The 19040-nt window shown below is 53.5% G+C and carries 17 protein-coding genes; 8 read left to right on the plus strand and 9 right to left on the minus strand.

Going from position 1 to position 19040, the window contains the following annotated elements:
• Window positions 1–95: 95 nt before the first annotated feature.
• Genes mhpE through HEN33_RS16815 form a run of 6 tightly spaced genes read right to left on the minus strand, consistent with a single transcriptional unit; the run spans window position 96 to window position 6372 of the window.
• The gene (mhpE, locus tag HEN33_RS16790) at window positions 96–1115 is read right to left on the minus strand and encodes a 4-hydroxy-2-oxovalerate aldolase (RefSeq protein ID WP_001013506.1); all 1020 of its coding nucleotides are present in this window, start codon (window positions 1113–1115) and stop codon (window positions 96–98) included.
• Window positions 1112–2062 (minus strand): acetaldehyde dehydrogenase, encoded by a 951-nt coding sequence (gene mhpF, locus HEN33_RS16795; protein WP_000044306.1) that lies wholly within the window; start codon window positions 2060–2062, stop codon window positions 1112–1114. Before mhpF ends, mhpE begins: the two co-directional genes overlap by 4 nt.
• Window positions 2059–2868: a 2-keto-4-pentenoate hydratase gene (gene mhpD, locus HEN33_RS16800; protein ID WP_176263234.1), complete on the minus strand. Its 810-nt coding sequence runs from the start codon at window positions 2866–2868 to the stop codon at window positions 2059–2061. The genes mhpF and mhpD overlap by 4 nt, the downstream gene beginning before the upstream one ends.
• Before the next feature lie 9 nt (window positions 2869–2877).
• Window positions 2878–3744, minus strand: coding sequence for a 2-hydroxy-6-oxonona-2,4-dienedioate hydrolase (gene mhpC / locus HEN33_RS16805; protein ID WP_001320577.1), 867 nt, complete (start codon window positions 3742–3744; stop codon window positions 2878–2880).
• Between the two features lie 17 nt (window positions 3745–3761).
• Window positions 3762–4706: a 2,3-dihydroxyphenylpropionate/2,3-dihydroxicinnamic acid 1,2-dioxygenase gene (gene mhpB, locus HEN33_RS16810; protein WP_176263235.1), complete on the minus strand. Its 945-nt coding sequence runs from the start codon at window positions 4704–4706 to the stop codon at window positions 3762–3764.
• Window position 4707: 1 nt separating this feature from the next.
• Window positions 4708–6372: a bifunctional 3-(3-hydroxy-phenyl)propionate/3-hydroxycinnamic acid hydroxylase gene (locus HEN33_RS16815; RefSeq protein ID WP_176263236.1), complete on the minus strand. Its 1665-nt coding sequence runs from the start codon at window positions 6370–6372 to the stop codon at window positions 4708–4710.
• Between the two features lie 190 nt (window positions 6373–6562).
• Here HEN33_RS16815 and HEN33_RS16820 point away from each other — a divergent pair, with 190 nt between their 5' ends.
• The 7 genes from HEN33_RS16820 (at window position 6563) to lacA (ending at window position 15558) form a co-directional block, all read left to right on the plus strand.
• The gene (locus HEN33_RS16820) at window positions 6563–7396 is read left to right on the plus strand and encodes a DNA-binding transcriptional regulator (RefSeq protein WP_032183403.1); all 834 of its coding nucleotides are present in this window, start codon (window positions 6563–6565) and stop codon (window positions 7394–7396) included.
• A 114-nt stretch (window positions 7397–7510) separates the two neighbouring features.
• Entirely contained in the window at window positions 7511–8287 is a 777-nt protein-coding gene (locus tag HEN33_RS16825) for an MBL fold metallo-hydrolase (RefSeq protein ID WP_039021956.1), read from the plus strand.
• 19 nt (window positions 8288–8306) lie between these two features.
• Window positions 8307–9260, plus strand: a complete 954-nt coding sequence (locus HEN33_RS16830; RefSeq protein ID WP_088541912.1) for a GlxA family transcriptional regulator — start codon at window positions 8307–8309, stop codon at window positions 9258–9260.
• A gap of 36 nt (window positions 9261–9296) precedes the next feature.
• Entirely contained in the window at window positions 9297–10379 is a 1083-nt protein-coding gene (gene lacI / locus HEN33_RS16835; protein ID WP_176263237.1) for a DNA-binding transcriptional repressor LacI, read from the plus strand.
• A gap of 122 nt (window positions 10380–10501) precedes the next feature.
• A complete protein-coding gene (gene lacZ / locus HEN33_RS16840; protein ID WP_176263238.1) occupies window positions 10502–13576 on the plus strand; it encodes a beta-galactosidase in 3075 nt (1024 codons plus the stop codon).
• A 51-nt stretch (window positions 13577–13627) separates the two neighbouring features.
• Window positions 13628–14881 carry a lactose permease gene (gene lacY, locus HEN33_RS16845; protein WP_000291532.1) on the plus strand — a complete coding sequence of 418 codons (1254 nt, stop codon included), beginning with the start codon at window positions 13628–13630 and terminating at the stop codon, window positions 14879–14881.
• A 65-nt stretch (window positions 14882–14946) separates the two neighbouring features.
• Entirely contained in the window at window positions 14947–15558 is a 612-nt protein-coding gene (gene lacA, locus HEN33_RS16850; protein WP_176263239.1) for a galactoside O-acetyltransferase, read from the plus strand.
• A gap of 102 nt (window positions 15559–15660) precedes the next feature.
• Here lacA and cynX read toward each other — a convergent pair whose 3' ends face one another.
• Genes cynX through cynT form a run of 3 tightly spaced genes read right to left on the minus strand, consistent with a single transcriptional unit; the run spans window position 15661 to window position 18008 of the window.
• Window positions 15661–16842: a cyanate transporter CynX gene (gene cynX / locus HEN33_RS16855; RefSeq protein ID WP_176263240.1), complete on the minus strand. Its 1182-nt coding sequence runs from the start codon at window positions 16840–16842 to the stop codon at window positions 15661–15663.
• A 5-nt stretch (window positions 16843–16847) separates the two neighbouring features.
• Window positions 16848–17318 carry a cyanase gene (cynS, locus tag HEN33_RS16860; protein WP_176263241.1) on the minus strand — a complete coding sequence of 157 codons (471 nt, stop codon included), beginning with the start codon at window positions 17316–17318 and terminating at the stop codon, window positions 16848–16850.
• Between the two features lie 30 nt (window positions 17319–17348).
• Entirely contained in the window at window positions 17349–18008 is a 660-nt protein-coding gene (gene cynT, locus HEN33_RS16865) for a carbonic anhydrase CynT (protein WP_176263242.1), read from the minus strand.
• A 109-nt stretch (window positions 18009–18117) separates the two neighbouring features.
• Here cynT and cynR point away from each other — a divergent pair, with 109 nt between their 5' ends.
• Window positions 18118–19017: a transcriptional regulator CynR gene (gene cynR / locus HEN33_RS16870; protein ID WP_032183396.1), complete on the plus strand. Its 900-nt coding sequence runs from the start codon at window positions 18118–18120 to the stop codon at window positions 19015–19017.
• The last annotated feature ends 23 nt before the right edge of the window (window positions 19018–19040 follow it).

The raw sequence follows: 19040 nt of genomic DNA on the forward strand, positions 1-19040 counted from the left end.
ACGCCGCATCCGGCAGTCGTGCGCCATTGCCTGATGCGACGCTGACGCGTCTTATTATGCCTGGGATGGGTATACAAAATGCACGTTGTCAGCAGTCAACATGATTTGTTGTTGCACAGATCCAGCGCCACGTCGACGATCATATCCTCCTGGCCGCCGACCATCCGGCGTTTACCCAGCTCAACGAGAATATCCACCGCGCTTAAACCATAACGCGCCGCCGCCGTTTCACAGTGACGCAAAAAGCTTGAGTAAACACCAGCGTATCCCAGCGCCAGCGTTTCGCGGTCGACACGTACCGGACGATCCTGCAACGGACGCACCAGGTCGTCAGCGGCATCCATTAACGCATAGAGATCGGTCCCATGCTGCCAGCCCAGTTTATCCGCGGCGGCAATAAACACTTCCAGCGGTGCGTTACCTGCACCCGCGCCCATCCCCGCGAGGCTAGCGTCGATGCGGTCACAGCCCTCTTCCACCGCCGCGATAGAGTTCGCCACACCAAGACTCAGGTTATGGTGAGCATGCATGCCAGTTTGCGTTTCCGGTTTCAGCACCGCTTTCAGGGCGCGGAAACGGTCACGGATATCGCTCATGTTCATCGCACCGCCAGAATCCACCACATAAATACAGGTCGCACCGTAGCCTTCCATCAGCTTTGCCTGTTTTGCGAGATTCTCTGGCGTGGTCATGTGGCTCATCATCAGAAAGCCAACGGTATCCATTCCGAGTTCGCGGGCATACTGAATATGCTGAGCGGAAACATCAGCTTCGGTGCAGTGCGTAGCCACACGAACCACCCGCGCGCCAGCCTGCCAGGCATTTTTCAGATCGTGAATAGTGCCAATTCCTGGCAGCAATAACGTCGCGATTTTGGCGTGCTTCACCACATCCGCCGCAGCTTCAATCCATTCAAGGTCGCTATGCGCACCGAAACCATAGTTAAAGCTGGAACCCTGCAAACCATCGCCATGGGCCACTTCAATCGAATCCACGCGGGCATCATCCAGTGCTTTGGCAATCTGGCGGACATTTTCAAGTGAATACTGATGACGAATGGCGTGCATACCGTCACGCAACGTGACGTCTGAAATATAAAGTTTTTTACCGTTCATGCCGCTTCTCCTGCCTTGCGCGCCAGTGACTGGGCCATTTTTTCTGCTGTCGCCAGCGCACTGGAAGTCATAATGTCGAGGTTGCCTGCGTAGGCAGGCAGATAATGCGCTGCGCCTTCGACCTCCAGCCAGACCGCCGTTTTCAGCCCAGAGAACTGACCAATGCCCGGTAAATTAACCGGTTTATCCTGCGGGATAACTTCAAACTGCACGCGCTGTTTCAGGCGATATCCCGGTACGTAAGCCTGCACCGCCTCAGCCATTTCATTAATTGAGGCTTCGATATCATCTTGTGAAGCTTCATCACTCAATACATACACCGTGTCGCGCATCATCAACGGCGGCTCTGCCGGATTAAGCACAATAATCGCCTTCCCTTTTGCCGCGCCGCCTACGACTTCAATGGCTCGCGAGGTGGTTTCCGTAAATTCATCGATATTGGCACGCGTGCCAGGGCCAGCAGATTTACTGGCGATAGAAGCGATGATTTCGGCGTAATGAACACGCGCCACGCGTGAAACCGCCGCTACCATCGGAATGGTGGCCTGGCCGCCGCAGGTGACCATGTTGACGTTCAATTGATCGACGTTTGCGTCGAGATTAACGACCGGCACGCAGTAAGGGCCGATGGCAGCAGGCGTCAGGTCGATTAAGCGGATATCCGGTTTCGCTTCGCGCAAAGCGGCATCGTTTTTCACATGCGCGCCCGCGCTGGTCGCATCAAACACTATATCGATATCAGCAAATTCAGGCATGTTCATCAGCCCAATCACCCCTTCATGGGTGGTAGCGACGCCCATACGTCTGGCACGCGCCAGACCGTCGGACTGAGGATCAATGCCGACCATCACCGCCATCTCCAGATGCTGACCGTGACGCAAAATTTTAATCATCAGGTCGGTGCCAATGTTGCCAGAACCGATAATGGCGACTTTACGCTTACTCATGACAGACTTCCTTTTAGGGCTGCGTTTGAAAATGTCGCAGCAACTGAACCTATGCCTTCGATATGGGCTTCAAAACGATCGCCCGCATTTACCGCCACCATCGGACCTAATGCCCCGGTAAGAATGATATCTCCGGCGCGCAGCGGTTCACCCAGGCTGGCCATTTTGCGTGCCAGCCAGACGGCGGCATTAAGTGGATGCCCCAGACATTCGCTGCCGCGCCCGCTGGAAACCTCTTCGTTATTACGCGTCATCGTCATAGTGCAGTTTTTCAGATCTAACCCTGCCGGACGTTGCGCCGGACCACCGATGACATATACCCCACAGGAGGCGTTATCTGCCACGGTATCGACAAACTGAATCGACCAGTCGCGAATGCGGCTCCCCACCACTTCCAGCGCCGGAAGTACCCATTCAATGGCGTTATACAATTCGTCGAAGGTGATATCGGTTGCGGGTAGATCGCGGTTCAACACCAGTGCAATCTCCGCTTCAATGCGGGGTTGCAGAACACGGGAAAAAGGAATGGTTTCGTTATCGCCATAACACATGTCGGCAAATAATGTCCCGAAATCCGGTTGATCAACGCCCAGTTGTTGCTGCACTTTCGGATGCGTCAGTCCCACTTTGCGCCCCACCACGCGACGCCCCTGCGCAACGTCATGTTGCACATTGATGTGCTGAATGCTGTAGGCCGCTTCAGCGTTATCAATACCAATCAGATCGCGCAGCGGCGCAATCGCTTCGCCCTGCTCTGCGGCGCGGCGTAAATCCGCCGCCAGTTGCTCAAGAGTATGCTTCGTCATGACCGTTCCTTAAGGACGTGCGAGGAAATTCAGCACCAGTTGATTGAAAGCGTCGGCATGTTCCCACTGCGCCCAGTGACCACAGTCGCGGAAGATATGCAGCTCAGAACCGGCGATGCCAGAAAGCAGACGCAGCCCTGCGTCCATCGGCACAAAACGGTCGTTACGCCCCCAGACAATCAGAGTTTGCGCTTTGATTTCCGCCAGACGTGGACCAAAATCCGGGAACTGTTTCGGATTGGCTTCCAGGCTCTTAACGAAGTTTTCCAGGTGATCGCGGCGCGACAGCATATTATTCAGGCGCGCTTCAAACAGGGCGTCGGTCAAATCGCTGGTATCGAAAACGAAGATATCCATCATCAGCTTCAGATTTTCGATAGTCGGCTGGCGATAAAGCTGATTCAGTCGCTTAATGCCTTCAGTTGGCATCGGCGTAAACAAACTCATGCCACCTGTACCGCCGCCCATCAGCACCAGTTTGCCGACGCGCTCCGGCCAGTTAAGGGTGAACGCCACAGAACTGTGGCCGCCCATCGAGTTGCCCAGCAGGTGGATTTTGGCGATATCCAGTTGATCCACCACGCTTTTCAGGATGCGCGCATTGAGATCCGATCGCGAACCACTGTTAACGATCGAATCGCTCTTACCCCAACCAGGACAATCCAGCAGGATCACCCGATAGCCAGCTTCTACCAGCGGATCGATATTGCGGCTGAAGTTCGCCCAGCCCGTAGCCCCCGGGCCGGAGCCGTGCAGCAGGACAACGGTTTCGTCGCCTTGACCGCAGTCATTAAAATGGATGCGCAGCGTTTTACCCGCTTCTTCTACATTCAGAAAACGGCTGGTGGCGGCTTCGGTTTGTGACTGATAACTCATCATCTTCTCCTGCATATTCAGTTCTCTGTTCTGGCGCTTAACGAGCCAAATCCGGCAATCCACTCCGGGATCGGGCGGTAATAACGCCCTTCGCTACGCCAGTTGCCAAACGCAGAAATAGCGGCAAAAGCAGCGACCCAGGTTTTGATTTCATGTGTCGACTTTCCTGCAATGGCGGAAAGCTCTTCGTTACTGACGGCATCCAGTTCCTGTATGCGTCCCTGCTCCAGCAAAGACATGAACTGGTTATCCCAAATCGGGTTGAGCGGATGCAGAGTTCTCTGATCCTCAACAAACCTCTCAGCGGCGCTAATCACCCGTTGCTGGCGCATTTCGCGCTCATTGGCGGGCAAATCTTTCCCGCTACCCAACAGACGATCGCGCATATGGGCATCCGCTTTCGCCAGTTCTGGCACCGGCGGCTGATGGGAAAGCCCACCGGAACCCAGGAACAGCACGCGCTTATTCAGCGTGCTGGTGAAACGTCCAATGGCTTCACCCAACATGCGGGTACGCTGAAAACCAGGTAGCGGCGTGGCGACACCGTTGATGAATACAGGCAGGACCGGCACCTTATCCAGCCCACCGAGCAAGAACTCCAGCGGCTGGGCGAACCCATGATCCACCTGCATACAGTAAGAAACGGCAAGATCAATCCCGCTCTTCATGACGGCATGCGCACAAGCCTCCGCCAACTCCACAGGCACAGGAAGCTCTCCTGCCGCACTGCCGAAATCGCCAATTGCCGTCGCCCCAACGCCTAAACAGAAGGGTGGCATCACGTCATAGAAAAAACCGTTGTAATGATCTGGCGCAAACAGCACCACCAGTTCAGGGGAGAAGGCCGCAATACGCTCGCGGGCACTGGCAATCACGCCATTGACCTCATCGAGTACCTCTTGCGCCGGGTCGACATACCCTACCAGCGGCGAGTGGGAAAGACAGTGAAGATAAGCGCGCATATCAGGCTACCTTTTCGACAGAAACGTCGACATCAGGGCGGTTGAGTGTCATCACGGACGCCAGTTTATTCAGCGTATTACCCAGAGTTTGCGGAATGGCGATGGCGGCAACAAAGCGATCCGGGCGCATCACCACTAGCGAAGCATTATGTTGTGCGAACCAGCTACGCAGGCGACCTTGCGTATCGCCCACGCGCAGCACGCCGTCGTGGTTATCCTGCGCGGTATGAATTTGCACATCCGGCACCACCTGAATGAAGCGAGTACCCAGCGCGCGCCATTGCTGGATTTGCTCATCGCTCATCCCCCACAGTGGATTGCATCCCCAGCCAATTACCGCGAAGTTCGCGCCGATCGCGTTATCGAGCAACGTCACGTCGCCGTTTTCCAGCGTAACTTTCGGCTGAATAAACATCTTGCCGACCGGAGAGTGTTTCGCTTCGCCTTCACGCACCAGCGCACCGGCGTAATATTGCGGCATCGGCTTGAAGCGCATTTCGAGAAAGTAGCGTTTTACTGGCGGCAGATAATTCAGCAGCCAGGAAACACCGTCACGTAACGTACCCTGCCAACGTTTCGGCGGAGCCAGTACGTTGCCCGCCGTCACCGACAGATCAATCATCGCTTTGGCGTGATCGCGACGTTCTTGTTGATAGGTATCGAGCAGCGCATCGCAAGCTTTCCCCTGGATAACCAACGCCAGTTTCCAGGCGAGGTTAAAGGCGTCGCGCATACCACTGTTATAGCCCTGCCCCTGCCACACCGGCATGATATGTGCGGCATCGCCCGCCAGCAGTACGCGGTCAATACGAAAACGTTGTGCCAGTCGCGCGTTGTGGGTGTAGACACGCTGACGAATCAATTCGACGTTGTCCGGATTAGGCAGCACTTTGCTTAACAGTTTGCGCATATTTTGCGGCTCGCGGAGCTGTTCTTCGGTTTCGCCCGGCATCACCATAAATTCAAAGCGACGTACCGCATGAGGCAGAGCTGCAGAAACATACGGGCGCACCGGATCGCAACACAAATAGATATGCGGCGTACTTAACGGATCGTTGGCGATATCCACCACAATCCACTGATTTGGTGCGGTTTTACCTTCAAACGGCACATTCAGGGTGCGCCGGACAAAACTTGCTCCACCGTCACAGGCTACCAGCCACTGGGCTTTGACCGTTTCCCGCTGCCCTTCTGCCGTTTTCAGATACAAGGTCACTTCGTCATCTTGCTGGCTGAAGGCCTCCAGCTCGCGGGAAAACAGGCAGCGCACATTCGGAAACCGCGACAACCCTTCCAGCATCACCGCATCGACCTGCGGCTGAATAAAGGCGTTACGACGCGGCCAGCCAAATTCATCGGTCATTGGCTGAATATCAGCAAAACAGCGGCCTTTTGGGGTAAGAAAACGCATCGCATGCCACGGCGTAGTGTGCGGCAGAACATTATCGACAAGGCCAACCGACTGCATGGTGCGCAGCGCCTCGTCATCAATTCCAATCGCGCGTGGATAGTCGATCAACTTATCGAGTTTCTCCACCACCAGCACGTCAATGCCCATCTGGCCGAGATAGTTCGCCATCATCAGCCCGACCGGACCGGCACCAGCGATCGCCACCTGAACGCAATGGTTAACAGCAGGCTGGATGTCAGGGTGTTGTATTGCCATTTCAGTACCTCACGACTCGGACAAAATGCCGTTGCGCGCACAGTTCAACGCAACTTATTTTGTTAAAAACATGTAAATGATTTTTTATTGTGCGCTCAGTATAGGAAGGGTGTTTTCGGCTACAATCAAAACATGCCTGAGTGTGCACCAGGTGCACAACGTTGTTTTAACTATAGAAATGTCAATTAATATGCAGAAAGATGAGCAGACGGAATACAAAACCGTGCGCGGCTTAACCCGCGGTCTAATGTTATTAAATATGTTAAATAAACTCGATGGCGGTGCCAGCGTCGGGCTGCTGGCGGAGCTCAGCGGCCTGCATCGCACCACTGTGCGGCGACTGCTGGAAACGCTGCAGGAAGAGGGATATGTCCGGCGCAGTACCTCCGATGACAGTTTTCGTCTGACCATCAAAGTGCGGCAATTAAGCGAAGGATTTCGTGACGAACAATGGATTTCTGCACTGGCAGCCCCGCTGCTGGGCGATCTGTTGCGCGAAGTGGTATGGCCGACAGATGTGTCCACGCTGGATGTTGATGCAATGGTGGTACGCGAAACCACCCACCGTTTCAGCCGTTTATCTTTTCACCGGGCAATGGTCGGACGGCGTTTACCGCTCCTGAAAACCGCCTCGGGACTGACCTGGCTGGCCTTTTGCCCGGAACAAGAACGCAAGGAGTTAATCGAAATGTTAGCCGCCCGCCCCGGTGATGACTATCAACTGGCACGGGAACCGTTAAAGCTGGAAGCCATTCTGGCGCGCGCGCGCAAAGAGGGTTACGGACAGAACTACCGCGGCTGGGATCAGGAAGAGAAGATCGCCTCCATTGCCGTGCCCCTACGCAGTGAACAACGGGTGATTGGCTGTCTGAATCTGGTGTATATGGCAAGCGCAATGACCATCGAACAGGCAGCGGAAAAGCATCTTCCGGCGCTACAACGGGTAGCAAAACAGATCGAAGAAGGGGTTGAATCGCAGGCTATTCTGGTGGCCGGACGGCGAAGCGGCGTGCATTTACGCTAGTTGCGCCAATGTGTAATTTGGCCCATTCTCATCGTTATTCGCCCATTTGCCCACATGCACAGTACGGGCTGCACGCTACGCTAATGCCATCAATACTGTGATGTGGAGCAAATCATGAAAATTACTCAAATTCGTAATGCCACCCAAATTATCCAATACGCTGGCAAAACATTTCTTATTGACCCGTTACTCGCGCCTAAAGGAAGTTATCCGGGTTTTGCCGGAACGGCACGCGCAGAAATCCGCAATCCAACGGTAGAATTACCGTGCGATTTAACAACGTTACTCAACGTTGACGCCCTAATAGTGACCCATTTGCATGAAGATCACTGGGACGAAACAGCCTCCCGCGTCGTCCCCAAAGATAAACGGATTTATGTGCAAAATGAGCAAGATGCTGAATCACTGCATAAACAAGGATTTACGCATCTTACCGTACTTGCCGACGAGACTAAATTTGGCGATATTACTCTGCATAAAACGACAGGGCAGCACGGCTCCGATCACACCTATGCAGACCCGGCTATGGCGAAGCGTTTAGGCGCAGCCTGCGGCGTTGTTTTCCAGCACCCGACAGAGAAAACGCTCTATCTGGCTGGCGATACCCTCTGGCGTGATGACGTCGAGGCTACAATGCTAACTTTCCAACCAGAAGTGGTGGTGTTGAATGCCGGATTTGCGCATGTTCTGGGGCATGGCGCGATAATTATGGGAGCTGAAGATATTCTCAAAACACATTTTACCCTGCCAGAAGCGCAAATTGTCGCGACACATATGGAGGCCGTAAACCACTGTTTGCTGACGCGTGATGCGCTCAAGGAATACGCCAGAGATAATCAAATTATCGAATTTGTGAACGTACCAGAAGATGGTGAAACGTTGACATTCTAATTCGGAGATAAAGAGTGTTATGCGCCCGCTAACTGTTGCCATTATCGCCGTTGCCGGTTTTAGTCCTTTTCACCTTTCCGTACCGTTTATCGTGTTTAGCGAAAAAATGGCGGAGAAAAAACGCTTTCATGTAATTATCTGCGCTGAAAAGCCGGGAAACGTGGACTCTGCCGATGGGTTTTCCGTAACCGCCACCCATGACTATACGGCAGTCATCCAGGCGGATATTGTGATAATTCCTTACTGGGGAACAATTACACAAAAACCGCCACAAAAACTGCTGGAAGCCTTAACGACCGCACGAGATAACGGGGCACAGATTGTCGGGCTTTGCCTGGGCACGTTTGTGCTCGGCTATGCAGGTTTACTGAACAATAAGCGTGCTGCCACGCACTGGGAGTTCGAGCGTGAATTTCAGGCACGTTTTCCACAAACACATCTGGATATTAACGCGTTGTATGTAGACGATGATGGCATTATTACCTCTGCCGGTACTGCCGCGGCGCTGGATTGCTGTTTGTATATTGTTCGGCAACATTTTGGCAGCGACTATGCTAACCATATTGCCCGACGGATGGTCGTACCGCCATATCGCACCGGCGGTCAAGCGCAGTTTATAGAGCAACCGGTGCCGAAAAATACCCATGATGAACGCATTAACCTCCTGCTGGATTACCTGCGGCAAAACATTACGCAACAGCATGATCTCGACTCGCTGGCTCAGCGAGTAATGATGAGTCGCCGCACACTAACCCGTCATTTTATGAAAGCGACCGGTTCGAGTATCGCCGAATGGCTCATCACTGAACGCTTACGCCGTAGCCAGGAACTATTGGGATCCAGTCAGTTGCCCGTTGAGCGGATAGCGGCTGAGGTGGGTTTTCTCTCACCTGTGACCTGGCGTCAGCATTTTAAATCTCACTTCGGCGTCAGCCCCGCAGAATGGCGCAAAACCTTTCGTGGTATGGCATGATAGCGCCCGGAAGAAAGTCAATTCAGGGTGGTGAATGTGAAACCAGTAACGCTATACGATGTCGCGGAGTATGCCGGTGTCTCTTATCAGACCGTTTCCCGCGTGGTGAATCAGGCCAGCCACGTTTCAGCGAAAACGCGGGAAAAAGTGGAAGCGGCGATGGCGGAGCTAAATTACATTCCCAACCGCGTAGCACAACAGTTAGCGGGCAAACAGTCGTTGCTGATTGGCGTTGCCACCTCCAGTCTGGCCCTGCACGCACCGTCGCAAATTGTCGCGGCGATTAAATCTCGCGCCGATCAACTGGGTGCCAGCGTGGTGGTGTCTATGGTAGAAAGAAGCGGTGTCGAAGCCTGTAAAGCGGCAGTACACAATCTTCTCGCGCAACGCGTAAGTGGTCTGATCATCAACTATCCGCTGGATGACCAGGATGCCATTGCTGTGGAGGCAGCCTGCGCTAATGTTCCGGCGCTATTTCTTGATGTCTCTGACCAGACTCCCATCAACAGTATTATTTTTTCCCATGAAGACGGTACGCGGCTGGGCGTAGAGCATTTGGTCGCATTGGGTCACCAGCAAATCGCGCTGTTAGCGGGCCCATTTAGTTCTGTCTCGGCGCGTCTGCGTCTGGCGGGCTGGCATAAATATCTTAAACACAATCAAATTCAACCGATAGCGGAACGGGAAGGCGACTGGAGCGCCATGTCCGGTTTTCATCAAACCATGCAGATGCTGAATGAGGGCATCATTCCTACCGCGATGCTGGTTGCCAACGATCAGATGGCGCTGGGTGCAATGCGCGCCATTACCGAGTTCGGGCTGCGCGTCGGCGCGGATATCTCGGTAGTGGGATACGACGATACCGAAGACAGCTCGTGTTATATCCCGCCATTAACGACCATCAAACAGGATTTTCGCCTGCTTGGGCAAACCAGCGTGGACCGCTTGCTGCAACTCTCTCAGGGCCAGGCAGTGAAGGGCAATCAGCTGTTGCCCGTCTCACTGGTGAAACGAAAAACCACCCTGCCCCCCAATACGCAAACCGCTTCTCCCCAGGCGTTGGCTGATTCCTTAATGCAGCTGGCGCGACAAATTTCCCGACTGGAAAGCGAGCAGTGAGCGCAACGCAATTAATGTGAGTCAGCTCACTCATTAGGCACCCCAGGCTTTACACCTGATGTGTCCGACTCGTATGTTGTATGAAATTGTGAGCGGATAACAATTTCACACAGGATACAGCTATGACCATGATTACGGATTCACTGGCCGTCGTATTACAACGTCGTGACTGGGAAAACCCTGGCGTTACCCAACTCAACCGCCTTGCGGCGCATCCTCCTTTCGCCAGCTGGCGAAATAGTGAAGAGGCCCGCAATAATCGCCCTTCCCGGCAGTTACGCAGCCTGAATGGTGAGTGGCAATTTGCCTGGTTCCCGTCCCCAGAAGCGGTGCCGGAAAGTTGGCTGGAGCGCGATCTTCCTGAGGCCGATACTGTCGTCGTCCCCTCAAACTGGCAGATGCACGGTTACGACGCGCCCATCTACACCAACGTGACCTATCCCATTACGGTCAATCCACCGTTTGTTCCCACGGAGAATCCGACAGGTTGTTACTCGCTCACATTTAATGTTAATGAAAGCTGGTTACAGGAAGGCCAGACGCGAATTATTTTTGATGGCATTAACTCGGCGTTTCATTTGTGGTGCAACGGGCGCTGGGTCGGTTACGGACAGGACAGCCGTTTGCCGTCTGAATTTGACCTCAGCGCATTTTTACGCGCCGGAGATAACCGCCTCGCGGTGATGGTGCTGCGCTGGAGTGACGGTAGCTATCTGGAAGATCAGGATATGTGGCGAATGAGCGGCATTTTCCGTGACGTCTCGTTGCTGCATAAACCGACCACACAAATCAGCGATTTCCATGTTGCCACTCACTTTAATGATGATTTCAGCCGCGCTGTTCTGGAAACAGAAATTCAGATGTGCGGTGAACTGCGCGATGCGCTGAGGGTGACGGTTTCTTTGTGGCTGGGTGAAACGCAGGTCGCCAGCGGTACCGCGCCTTTCGGCGGCGAAATTATCGATGAACGTGGTGGTTATGCCGATCGCGTCACGCTACGCCTGAACGTTGAAAATCCGGCGCTGTGGAGCGCCGAACTCCCGAATCTCTATCGTGCAGTTATTGAACTGCACACCGCCGACGGCACGCTGATTGAAGCGGAAGCCTGTGATGTCGGTTTCCGCCAGGTGCGGATTGAAAATGGTCTGCTGCTGTTGAACGGCAAGCCGTTGCTGATTCGCGGCGTTAACCGTCACGAGCATCATCCTCTGCATGGTCAGGTCATGGATGAGCAAACGATGGTGCAGGATATCCTGCTGATGAAGCAGAACAACTTTAACGCCGTGCGCTGTTCGCATTATCCGAACCACCCGCTGTGGTACACGCTGTGCGACCGCTACGGCCTGTATGTGGTGGATGAAGCCAATATTGAAACCCACGGCATGGTGCCAATGAATCGTCTGACCGATGATCCACGCTGGCTACCGGCCATGAGTGAACGCGTAACGCGGATGGTGCAGCGCGATCGTAATCACCCGAGCGTAATTATCTGGTCGCTGGGTAATGAATCGGGCCACGGTGCCAATCACGACGCACTCTATCGCTGGATTAAATCTGTCGATTCTTCCCGCCCGGTGCAGTATGAAGGCGGCGGAGCAGACACCACAGCCACCGATATTATTTGCCCAATGTACGCGCGCGTGGATGAAGACCAGCCCTTCCCGGCAGTGCCAAAATGGTCCATCAAAAAATGGCTTTCGCTGCCAGGAGAGACGCGCCCGCTGATCCTTTGCGAATACGCCCACGCAATGGGTAACAGTCTTGGTGGCTTCGCGAAATACTGGCAGGCGTTTCGTCAGTACCCCCGTTTACAGGGTGGATTCGTCTGGGACTGGGTGGATCAGTCGCTGATTAAATATGATGAAAACGGCAACCCATGGTCGGCTTACGGTGGTGACTTTGGCGATACGCCGAACGATCGCCAGTTCTGCATGAACGGTCTGGTCTTTGCCGACCGCACGCCGCATCCGGCAATGACAGAAGCAAAACACCAACAGCAGTTTTTCCAGTTCCGTTTATCCGGGCGAACCATCGAAGTGACCAGCGAATACCTGTTTCGTCATAGCGATAACGAGCTCCTGCACTGGTCGGTGGCGCTGGATGGCAAGCCACTGGCAAGCGGTGAAGTGCCTCTGACTGTCGAGCCACAAGGTAAACAGTTGATTGAACTGCCTGAACTGACGCGGCCGGAGAGCGCCGGACAACTCTGGCTTACAGTACACGTAGTGCAACCTAACGCGACCGCCTGGTCAGAAGCCGGACACATCAGCGCCTGGCAACAATGGCGACTGGCGGAAAACCTCAGTGTGGCACTCCCCTCCACGTCCCACGCCATCCCGCAACTGGCCACCAGCGAAACGGATTTTTGTATCGAACTGGGTAATAAGCGTTGGCAATTTAACCGCCAGTCAGGCTTTCTTTCACAGATGTGGATTGGCGATGAAAAACAACTGCTGACGCCGCTGCGCGATCAGTTCACCCGTGCCCCGCTGGATAACGACATTGGCGTCAGTGAAGCGACCCGCATTGACCCGAATGCCTGGGTAGAACGCTGGAAGGCGGCGGGCCATTACCAGGCCGAAGCCGCGTTGTTGCAGTGCACGGCAGATACGCTTGCCGACGCAGTGCTGATTACCACTGTCCACGTCTGGCAGCATCAGGGGAAAACCTTATTTATCAGCCGGAAAACCTACCGTATCGATGGGCACGGTGAGATGGTCGTCAGTGTGGATGTTGAAGTAGCGAGCGACACACCGCATCCGGCGCGGATTGGCCTGACCTGCGAGCTCGCACATGTCGCAGAGCGGGTAAACTGGCTCGGATTAGGGCCGCAAGAAAACTATCCCGACCGTCTGACTGCGGCCTGTTTTGACCGCTGGGACTTGCCATTGTCAGACATGTATACCCCGTACGTCTTCCCGAGCGAAAACGGTCTGCGCTGCGGGACGCGCGAATTGAATTATGGACCACACCAGTGGCGCGGCGACTTCCAGTTCAACATCAGCCGCTACAGCCAACAACAACTGATGGAAACCAGCCATCGCCATCTGCTGCGCGCGGAAGAAGGCACATGGCTAAATATCGACGGTTTCCATATGGGAATTGGTGGCGACGACTCCTGGAGCCCGTCAGTGTCGGCGGAATTCCAGCTGAGCGCCGGTCGCTACCATTACCAGTTGGTCTGGTGTCAAAAATAATAATAACCGGGCAGGCCATGTCTGCCCGTATTTCGCGTAAGGAAATCCATTATGTACTATTTAAAAAACACAAACTTTTGGATGTTCGGTTTTTTCTTTTTCTTTTATTTTTTTATCATGGGAGCCTACTTCCCGTTTTTCCCCATTTGGCTACATGACATCAACCATATCAGCAAAAGTGATACGGGTATTATTTTTGCCGCTATTTCTCTGTTCTCGCTATTATTCCAACCGCTGTTTGGTCTGCTTTCTGACAAACTCGGGCTGCGCAAATACCTGCTGTGGATGATTACCGGCATGTTAGTAATGTTTGCGCCGTTCTTTATTTTTATCTTCGGGCCACTATTACAATACAACATTCTTGTAGGGTCGATTGTTGGTGGTATTTATCTTGGTTTCTGTTTTAACGCCGGTGCGCCAGCAGTAGAGGCATTTATCGAGAAAGTCAGCCGTCGCAGTAATTTCGAATTTGGTCGCGCGCGGATGTTTGGCTGTGTTGGCTGGGCGCTGTGTGCCTCGATTGTCGGCATCATGTTCACCATCAATAATCAGTTTGTTTTCTGGCTGGGCTCTGGCTGTGCACTCATCCTCGCCGTTTTACTCTTTTTCGCCAAAACGGATGCGCCCTCTTCTGCCACGGTTGCCAATGCGGTAGGTGCCAACCATTCGGCATTTAGCCTTAAGCTGGCGCTGGAACTGTTCAGACAGCCAAAACTGTGGTTTTTGTCACTGTATGTTATTGGCGTTTCCTGCACCTACGATGTTTTTGACCAACAGTTTGCTAATTTCTTTACTTCGTTCTTTGCTACCGGTGAACAGGGTACGCGGGTATTTGGCTACGTAACGACAATGGGCGAATTACTTAACGCCTCGATTATGTTCTTTGCGCCACTGATCATTAATCGCATCGGTGGGAAAAACGCCCTGCTGCTGGCTGGCACTATTATGTCTGTACGTATTATTGGCTCATCATTCGCCACCTCAGCGCTGGAAGTGGTTATTCTGAAAACGCTGCATATGTTTGAAGTACCGTTCCTGCTGGTGGGCTGCTTTAAATATATTACCAGCCAGTTTGAAGTGCGTTTTTCAGCGACGATTTATCTGGTCTGTTTCTGCTTCTTTAAGCAACTGGCGATGATTTTTATGTCTGTACTGGCGGGCAATATGTATGAAAGCATCGGTTTCCAGGGCGCTTATCTGGTGCTGGGTCTGGTGGCGTTGGGCTTCACCTTAATTTCCGTATTCACGCTTAGCGGCCCCGGTCCGCTTTCTCTACTGCGTCGTCAGGTGAATGAAGTCGCTTAAGCAATCAATGTCGGATGCGGCGCGAGCGCCTTATCCGACCAACATATCAGGACGGAATGATCGCAATGAACATGCCAATGACAGAAAGAATAAAAGCAGGAAAGCTATTTACCGATATGTGCGAAGGCTTACCTGAAAAAAGACTTCGTGGGAAAACATTAATGTATGAGTTTAATCACTCGCATCCAGCGGAAGTTGAAAAAAGAGAAAGCCTGATAAAAAAAATGTTTGCCACGGTAGGGGAAAACGCCTGGGTAGAACCGCCTGTCTATTTCTCTTACGGCTCCAACATCCATATAGGCCGCAATTTTTATGCAAATTTCAATTTAACCATTGTCGATGACTACACGGTAACGATCGGTGATAACGTACTGATTGCCCCCAACGTTACCATTTCCGTTACGGGACACCCTGTACACCATGAGTTAAGAAAAAACGGAGAGATGTACTCTTTTGCGATAACGATTGGTAATAACGTCTGGATCGGCAGCCATGTGGTCATTAATCCAGGCGTCACCATCGGGGATAATTCTGTTATTGGCGCGGGAAGTGTCGTCACAAAAGACATTCCACCAAACGTCGTAGCTGCTGGCATTCCTTGTCGGGTTATTCGCGAAATAAACGACCGGGATAAGCAATATTATTTCAAAGATTTTAAAGTTGAATCGTCAGTTTAAATAAGCAAAATTGCCTGATGCGCTCCGCTTATCAGGCCTATAAGTTCAGTGATCTACGTAGGCCGCATCCGGCGTAAACAAAGCGCAGGAACGAGCGTCGCATCATGCCTCTTTGACCCACAGCTGCGGAAAACGTGCTGGTGCAAAACGCAGGGTTATGATCATCAGCCCAACGACGCACAGCGCATGAAACGCCCAGTCCATCAGGTAATTGCCACTGATACTACGCAGCACACCAGAAAACCACGGAGCAAGCCCGGCAATGATAAAACCGATCCCCTGCATAAACGCCACCAGTTTGCCAGCAATAGCGGGTTGCGCAGAGTGATCGAGCGCCAGCAGCAAACAGAGCGGAAATGCGCCCCCCAGACCTAACCCACACACCATTGCCCACAATACCGGCAATTGCAGCGGCAGCCAGATAAAGCCGCAGAAACCCACCAGTTGTAACGCCAGTGCCAGCATTAATAGTTTGCGCCGATCCTGATGGCGAGCCATAGCAGGCATCAGCAATGCCCCTGCGGCTTGACCAAGCGTCATCAACGCCAGCAAGGAACCGCTGTACTGCGTGCTGGCACCGATCTCAATATAGAAGGCGGGTAACCAGGCAATCAGACTGGCGTAACCGCCGTTAATCAGACCGAAGTAAGCACCCAGCGTCCAGGCGCGGGGAGTGAAGACTACGCGAACCGGAGTGATTGTTGTCTTGTGGGAAGATACGACCTCGCGGGAGCTTTGCCACCACCAGGCAAAGAGCGCAATAATGGCAGGCAGCGCCCACCAGGCGAGAGTCTGGAACCAAATCTCGCTGTGTTGAACTAACCAGGGCGTCAGGGCGGCACCAAGTCCACCGCCGCCCATCAGAGCCGCAGACCACAGCCCCATCACCAGTGGCGTGCGCTGCTGAAACCGCCGTTTAATCACCGAAGGCATCACCGCCTGAATGATGCCGACCCCCACTCCACCGAGCAGTGCGCTGCTAAGCAGCAGCACACTTTGAGGGTAAAGCTCTCGCATCAATGCGCCGACGGCTATCAGCAACAAACTGATGGCGACGCTGCGACGTTCGCTGACATGCTGATGAAGCCAGCTTCCGACCAGCGCCAGCCCGCCCATGGTGACCACCGGCAGAGCCGTCAACAGGGCAGCCACGCTAAAGCTCATTCCGCTCGCCTGGCGCAATTGCGGTAGCAGTGGCCCGACGGAGGTGAGCAGTGGTCGCATATTAAGACCAATCAGCACCAGAACCAGCAGCATCGTGAACGTCTTTTGATGGTCGCGCATGGCTGTCAGAACGGTTTGGTCGGCAGATATTTACCATCTAAAGTGATGACAGCACGTTCGCCACCTTCCGGGTCCGCCACTTTCTTGACGTTGAGTTTGAAGTTAATCGCACTGATAATGCCATCACCAAACTTCTCATGAACCAACGCTTTCAGGGTCGTACCGTACACCTGCAACATTTCATAGAAACGGTACATCGTTGGGTCGGTTGGAACACGGTCATCAATGCAGCCACGCAGTGGAATCATCTGCAACAGTAAAATGGCGTCTTCGTCGAGCTCCAGCTTCGCCCCGACCAGGCGGGCAGCGTCGGCAGGAAGCGCCTGCTGCCCCAGCAAAGCCGCGGTCACAAAGGCTTCTGCCAGACCGGTGCCGTCGGCAATCTCGGCAAATGAGAGATCTTTTTTAGCTTTGCTGAGCAAAATGGCATCGGCAAGATCAAGACGAATATTGCGGTTAATTTGCGACTGAATCATGGTGAATCTCCTGATGGTTTAAAAATAAGGTTACGCTGCGGCCGGCTGGCGTAGCGGTATGGCACAAACGCAAGGATTAGCGGCCAGTGGCACAAACTGGCGGGTTGCGCCGTCAAAGGCTGCGATACTTCCGCTTTCAATGTCGTAGACCCAGCCGTGCAGAGCGATCCGCCCCTCTTCGAGCGCCAGGCGCACCGATGGATGAGTTTGCAAATTAGCCAACTGAGCAATGACGTTTTCACGTACCATCGCCGCAGCTTTTGACGCTAAATCGGAATGCGGGCGCGCCTCATTAACGACGCGGGCTGAATCGGCATAACGCAGCCAGTGGGAAACAGCAGGCATATGGTCCATGCACTGACAGCTGGCAATGGCAGTCATCGCGCCACAGTTGGAATGACCGCAAATCACAATGTCAGATACCCGAAGCGCAGCGACGGCATACTCCACCGAAGCAGAAACGCCACCAGGTTCCGGTCCGTAAGAAGGGACGATATTGCCCGCGTTGCGAATCACGAACAGATCGCCAGGTTCGCGTTGCGTCACCAGCTCAGGGACCAGACGGCTGTCGGAGCAGGAGATAAAAAGTGTGCGCGGGCTTTGCTGTGTCGCCAGCTGTTTAAACAAGGCTTCCCGCTCAGGAAATGCCTCGCGCTGGAATTTAAGGAATCCATCAATAATCTCTTTCACCGTTAACCTCTGTCTGTCTCTGGAATGAGAGGCAGACTACTCGCCGATTGCCATAAGGTAAAAGACTCATTTATGATGAGTTCTATTGGATTTACTTATAGGTTGGCGAATGCTCTCTCGACATATCAATTACTTTCTTGCCGTGGCTGAACATGGCAGCTTCACCCGTGCCGCCAGTGCGTTGCATATCTCCCAACCTGCGCTTTCCCAGCAGATTCGCCAGTTAGAAGAGAGTTTGGGCGTACCGCTGTTTGACCGTAGCGGGCGAACGATTCGTCTCACCGATGCGGGAGAAGTCTGGCGACAGTACGCCAGCCGTGCGTTACAGGAACTGGGGGCGGGTAAACGGGCGATTCATGATGTTGCCGATTTAACGCGAGGATCGCTGCGCATCGCCGTCACCCCCACCTTCACGAGCTACTTTATCGGCCCTTTAATGGCGGATTTCTATGCGCGTTATCCCGGCATCACGCTCCAGCTACAGGAAATGTCACAGGAGAAAATCGAAGATCTGCTTTGCCGCGACGAGCTGGATGTTGGGATTGCCTTCGCGCCGGTGCATTCGCCGGAACTGGAGGCAATACCTTTACTGACAGAAAGTTTAGCGTTAGTCGTGGCGCAACATCATCCACTGGCAGTCCATGAACAGGTGGCGTTGAGTCGCTTGCATGATGAAAAACTGGTACTGCTCAGCGCGGAATTTGCCACCAGAGAGCAAATTGACCACTACTGCGAGAAAGCGGGGCTACATCCACAGGTGGTGATAGAGGCGAACTCAATTAGCGCAGTTCTGGCGCTGATTCGCCGCACTTCCCTTTCCACATTGTTGCCAGCAGCGATTGCCACACAACATGACGGGCTTAAAGCTATATCCCTTGCCCCACCGTTACTGGAGAGAACGGCGGTTTTGTTGCGGCGGAAAAATAGCGGGCAGACAGCCGCCGCAAAGGCATTTTTGCAAATGGCGTTGGATGAATGCGCGGTTGTTGGCGGGAATGAATCACGGTAGCCGCTGACACAGGTCAGCGGCTG

Source organism: Escherichia sp. 94.0001, assembly GCF_013369155.2.
Lineage (GTDB): Bacteria > Pseudomonadota > Gammaproteobacteria > Enterobacterales > Enterobacteriaceae > Escherichia > Escherichia coli_F.

Excerpts from the sequence above, each read along its gene's own strand:
- mhpE (WP_001013506.1), bottom strand. The coding sequence starts at position 1,115 with ATGAACGGTAAAAAACTTTATATTTCAGACGTCACGTTGCGTGACGGT.
- mhpF (WP_000044306.1), bottom strand. The coding sequence starts at position 2,062 with ATGAGTAAGCGTAAAGTCGCCATTATCGGTTCTGGCAACATTGGCACC.
- mhpD (WP_176263234.1), bottom strand. The coding sequence starts at position 2,868 with ATGACGAAGCATACTCTTGAGCAACTGGCGGCGGATTTACGCCGCGCC.
- mhpC (WP_001320577.1), bottom strand. The coding sequence starts at position 3,744 with ATGAGTTATCAGTCACAAACCGAAGCCGCCACCAGCCGTTTTCTGAAT.
- mhpB (WP_176263235.1), bottom strand. The coding sequence starts at position 4,706 with ATGCGCGCTTATCTTCACTGTCTTTCCCACTCGCCGCTGGTAGGGTAT.
- HEN33_RS16815 (WP_176263236.1), bottom strand. The coding sequence starts at position 6,372 with ATGGCAATACAACACCCTGACATCCAGCCTGCTGTTAACCATTGCGTT.
- HEN33_RS16820 (WP_032183403.1), top strand. The coding sequence starts at position 6,563 with ATGCAGAAAGATGAGCAGACGGAATACAAAACCGTGCGCGGCTTAACC.
- HEN33_RS16825 (WP_039021956.1), top strand. The coding sequence starts at position 7,511 with ATGAAAATTACTCAAATTCGTAATGCCACCCAAATTATCCAATACGCT.
- HEN33_RS16830 (WP_088541912.1), top strand. The coding sequence starts at position 8,307 with ATGCGCCCGCTAACTGTTGCCATTATCGCCGTTGCCGGTTTTAGTCCT.
- lacZ (WP_176263238.1), top strand. The coding sequence starts at position 10,502 with ATGACCATGATTACGGATTCACTGGCCGTCGTATTACAACGTCGTGAC.
- lacY (WP_000291532.1), top strand. The coding sequence starts at position 13,628 with ATGTACTATTTAAAAAACACAAACTTTTGGATGTTCGGTTTTTTCTTT.
- lacA (WP_176263239.1), top strand. The coding sequence starts at position 14,947 with ATGAACATGCCAATGACAGAAAGAATAAAAGCAGGAAAGCTATTTACC.
- cynX (WP_176263240.1), bottom strand. The coding sequence starts at position 16,842 with ATGCGCGACCATCAAAAGACGTTCACGATGCTGCTGGTTCTGGTGCTG.
- cynS (WP_176263241.1), bottom strand. The coding sequence starts at position 17,318 with ATGATTCAGTCGCAAATTAACCGCAATATTCGTCTTGATCTTGCCGAT.
- cynR (WP_032183396.1), top strand. The coding sequence starts at position 18,118 with ATGCTCTCTCGACATATCAATTACTTTCTTGCCGTGGCTGAACATGGC.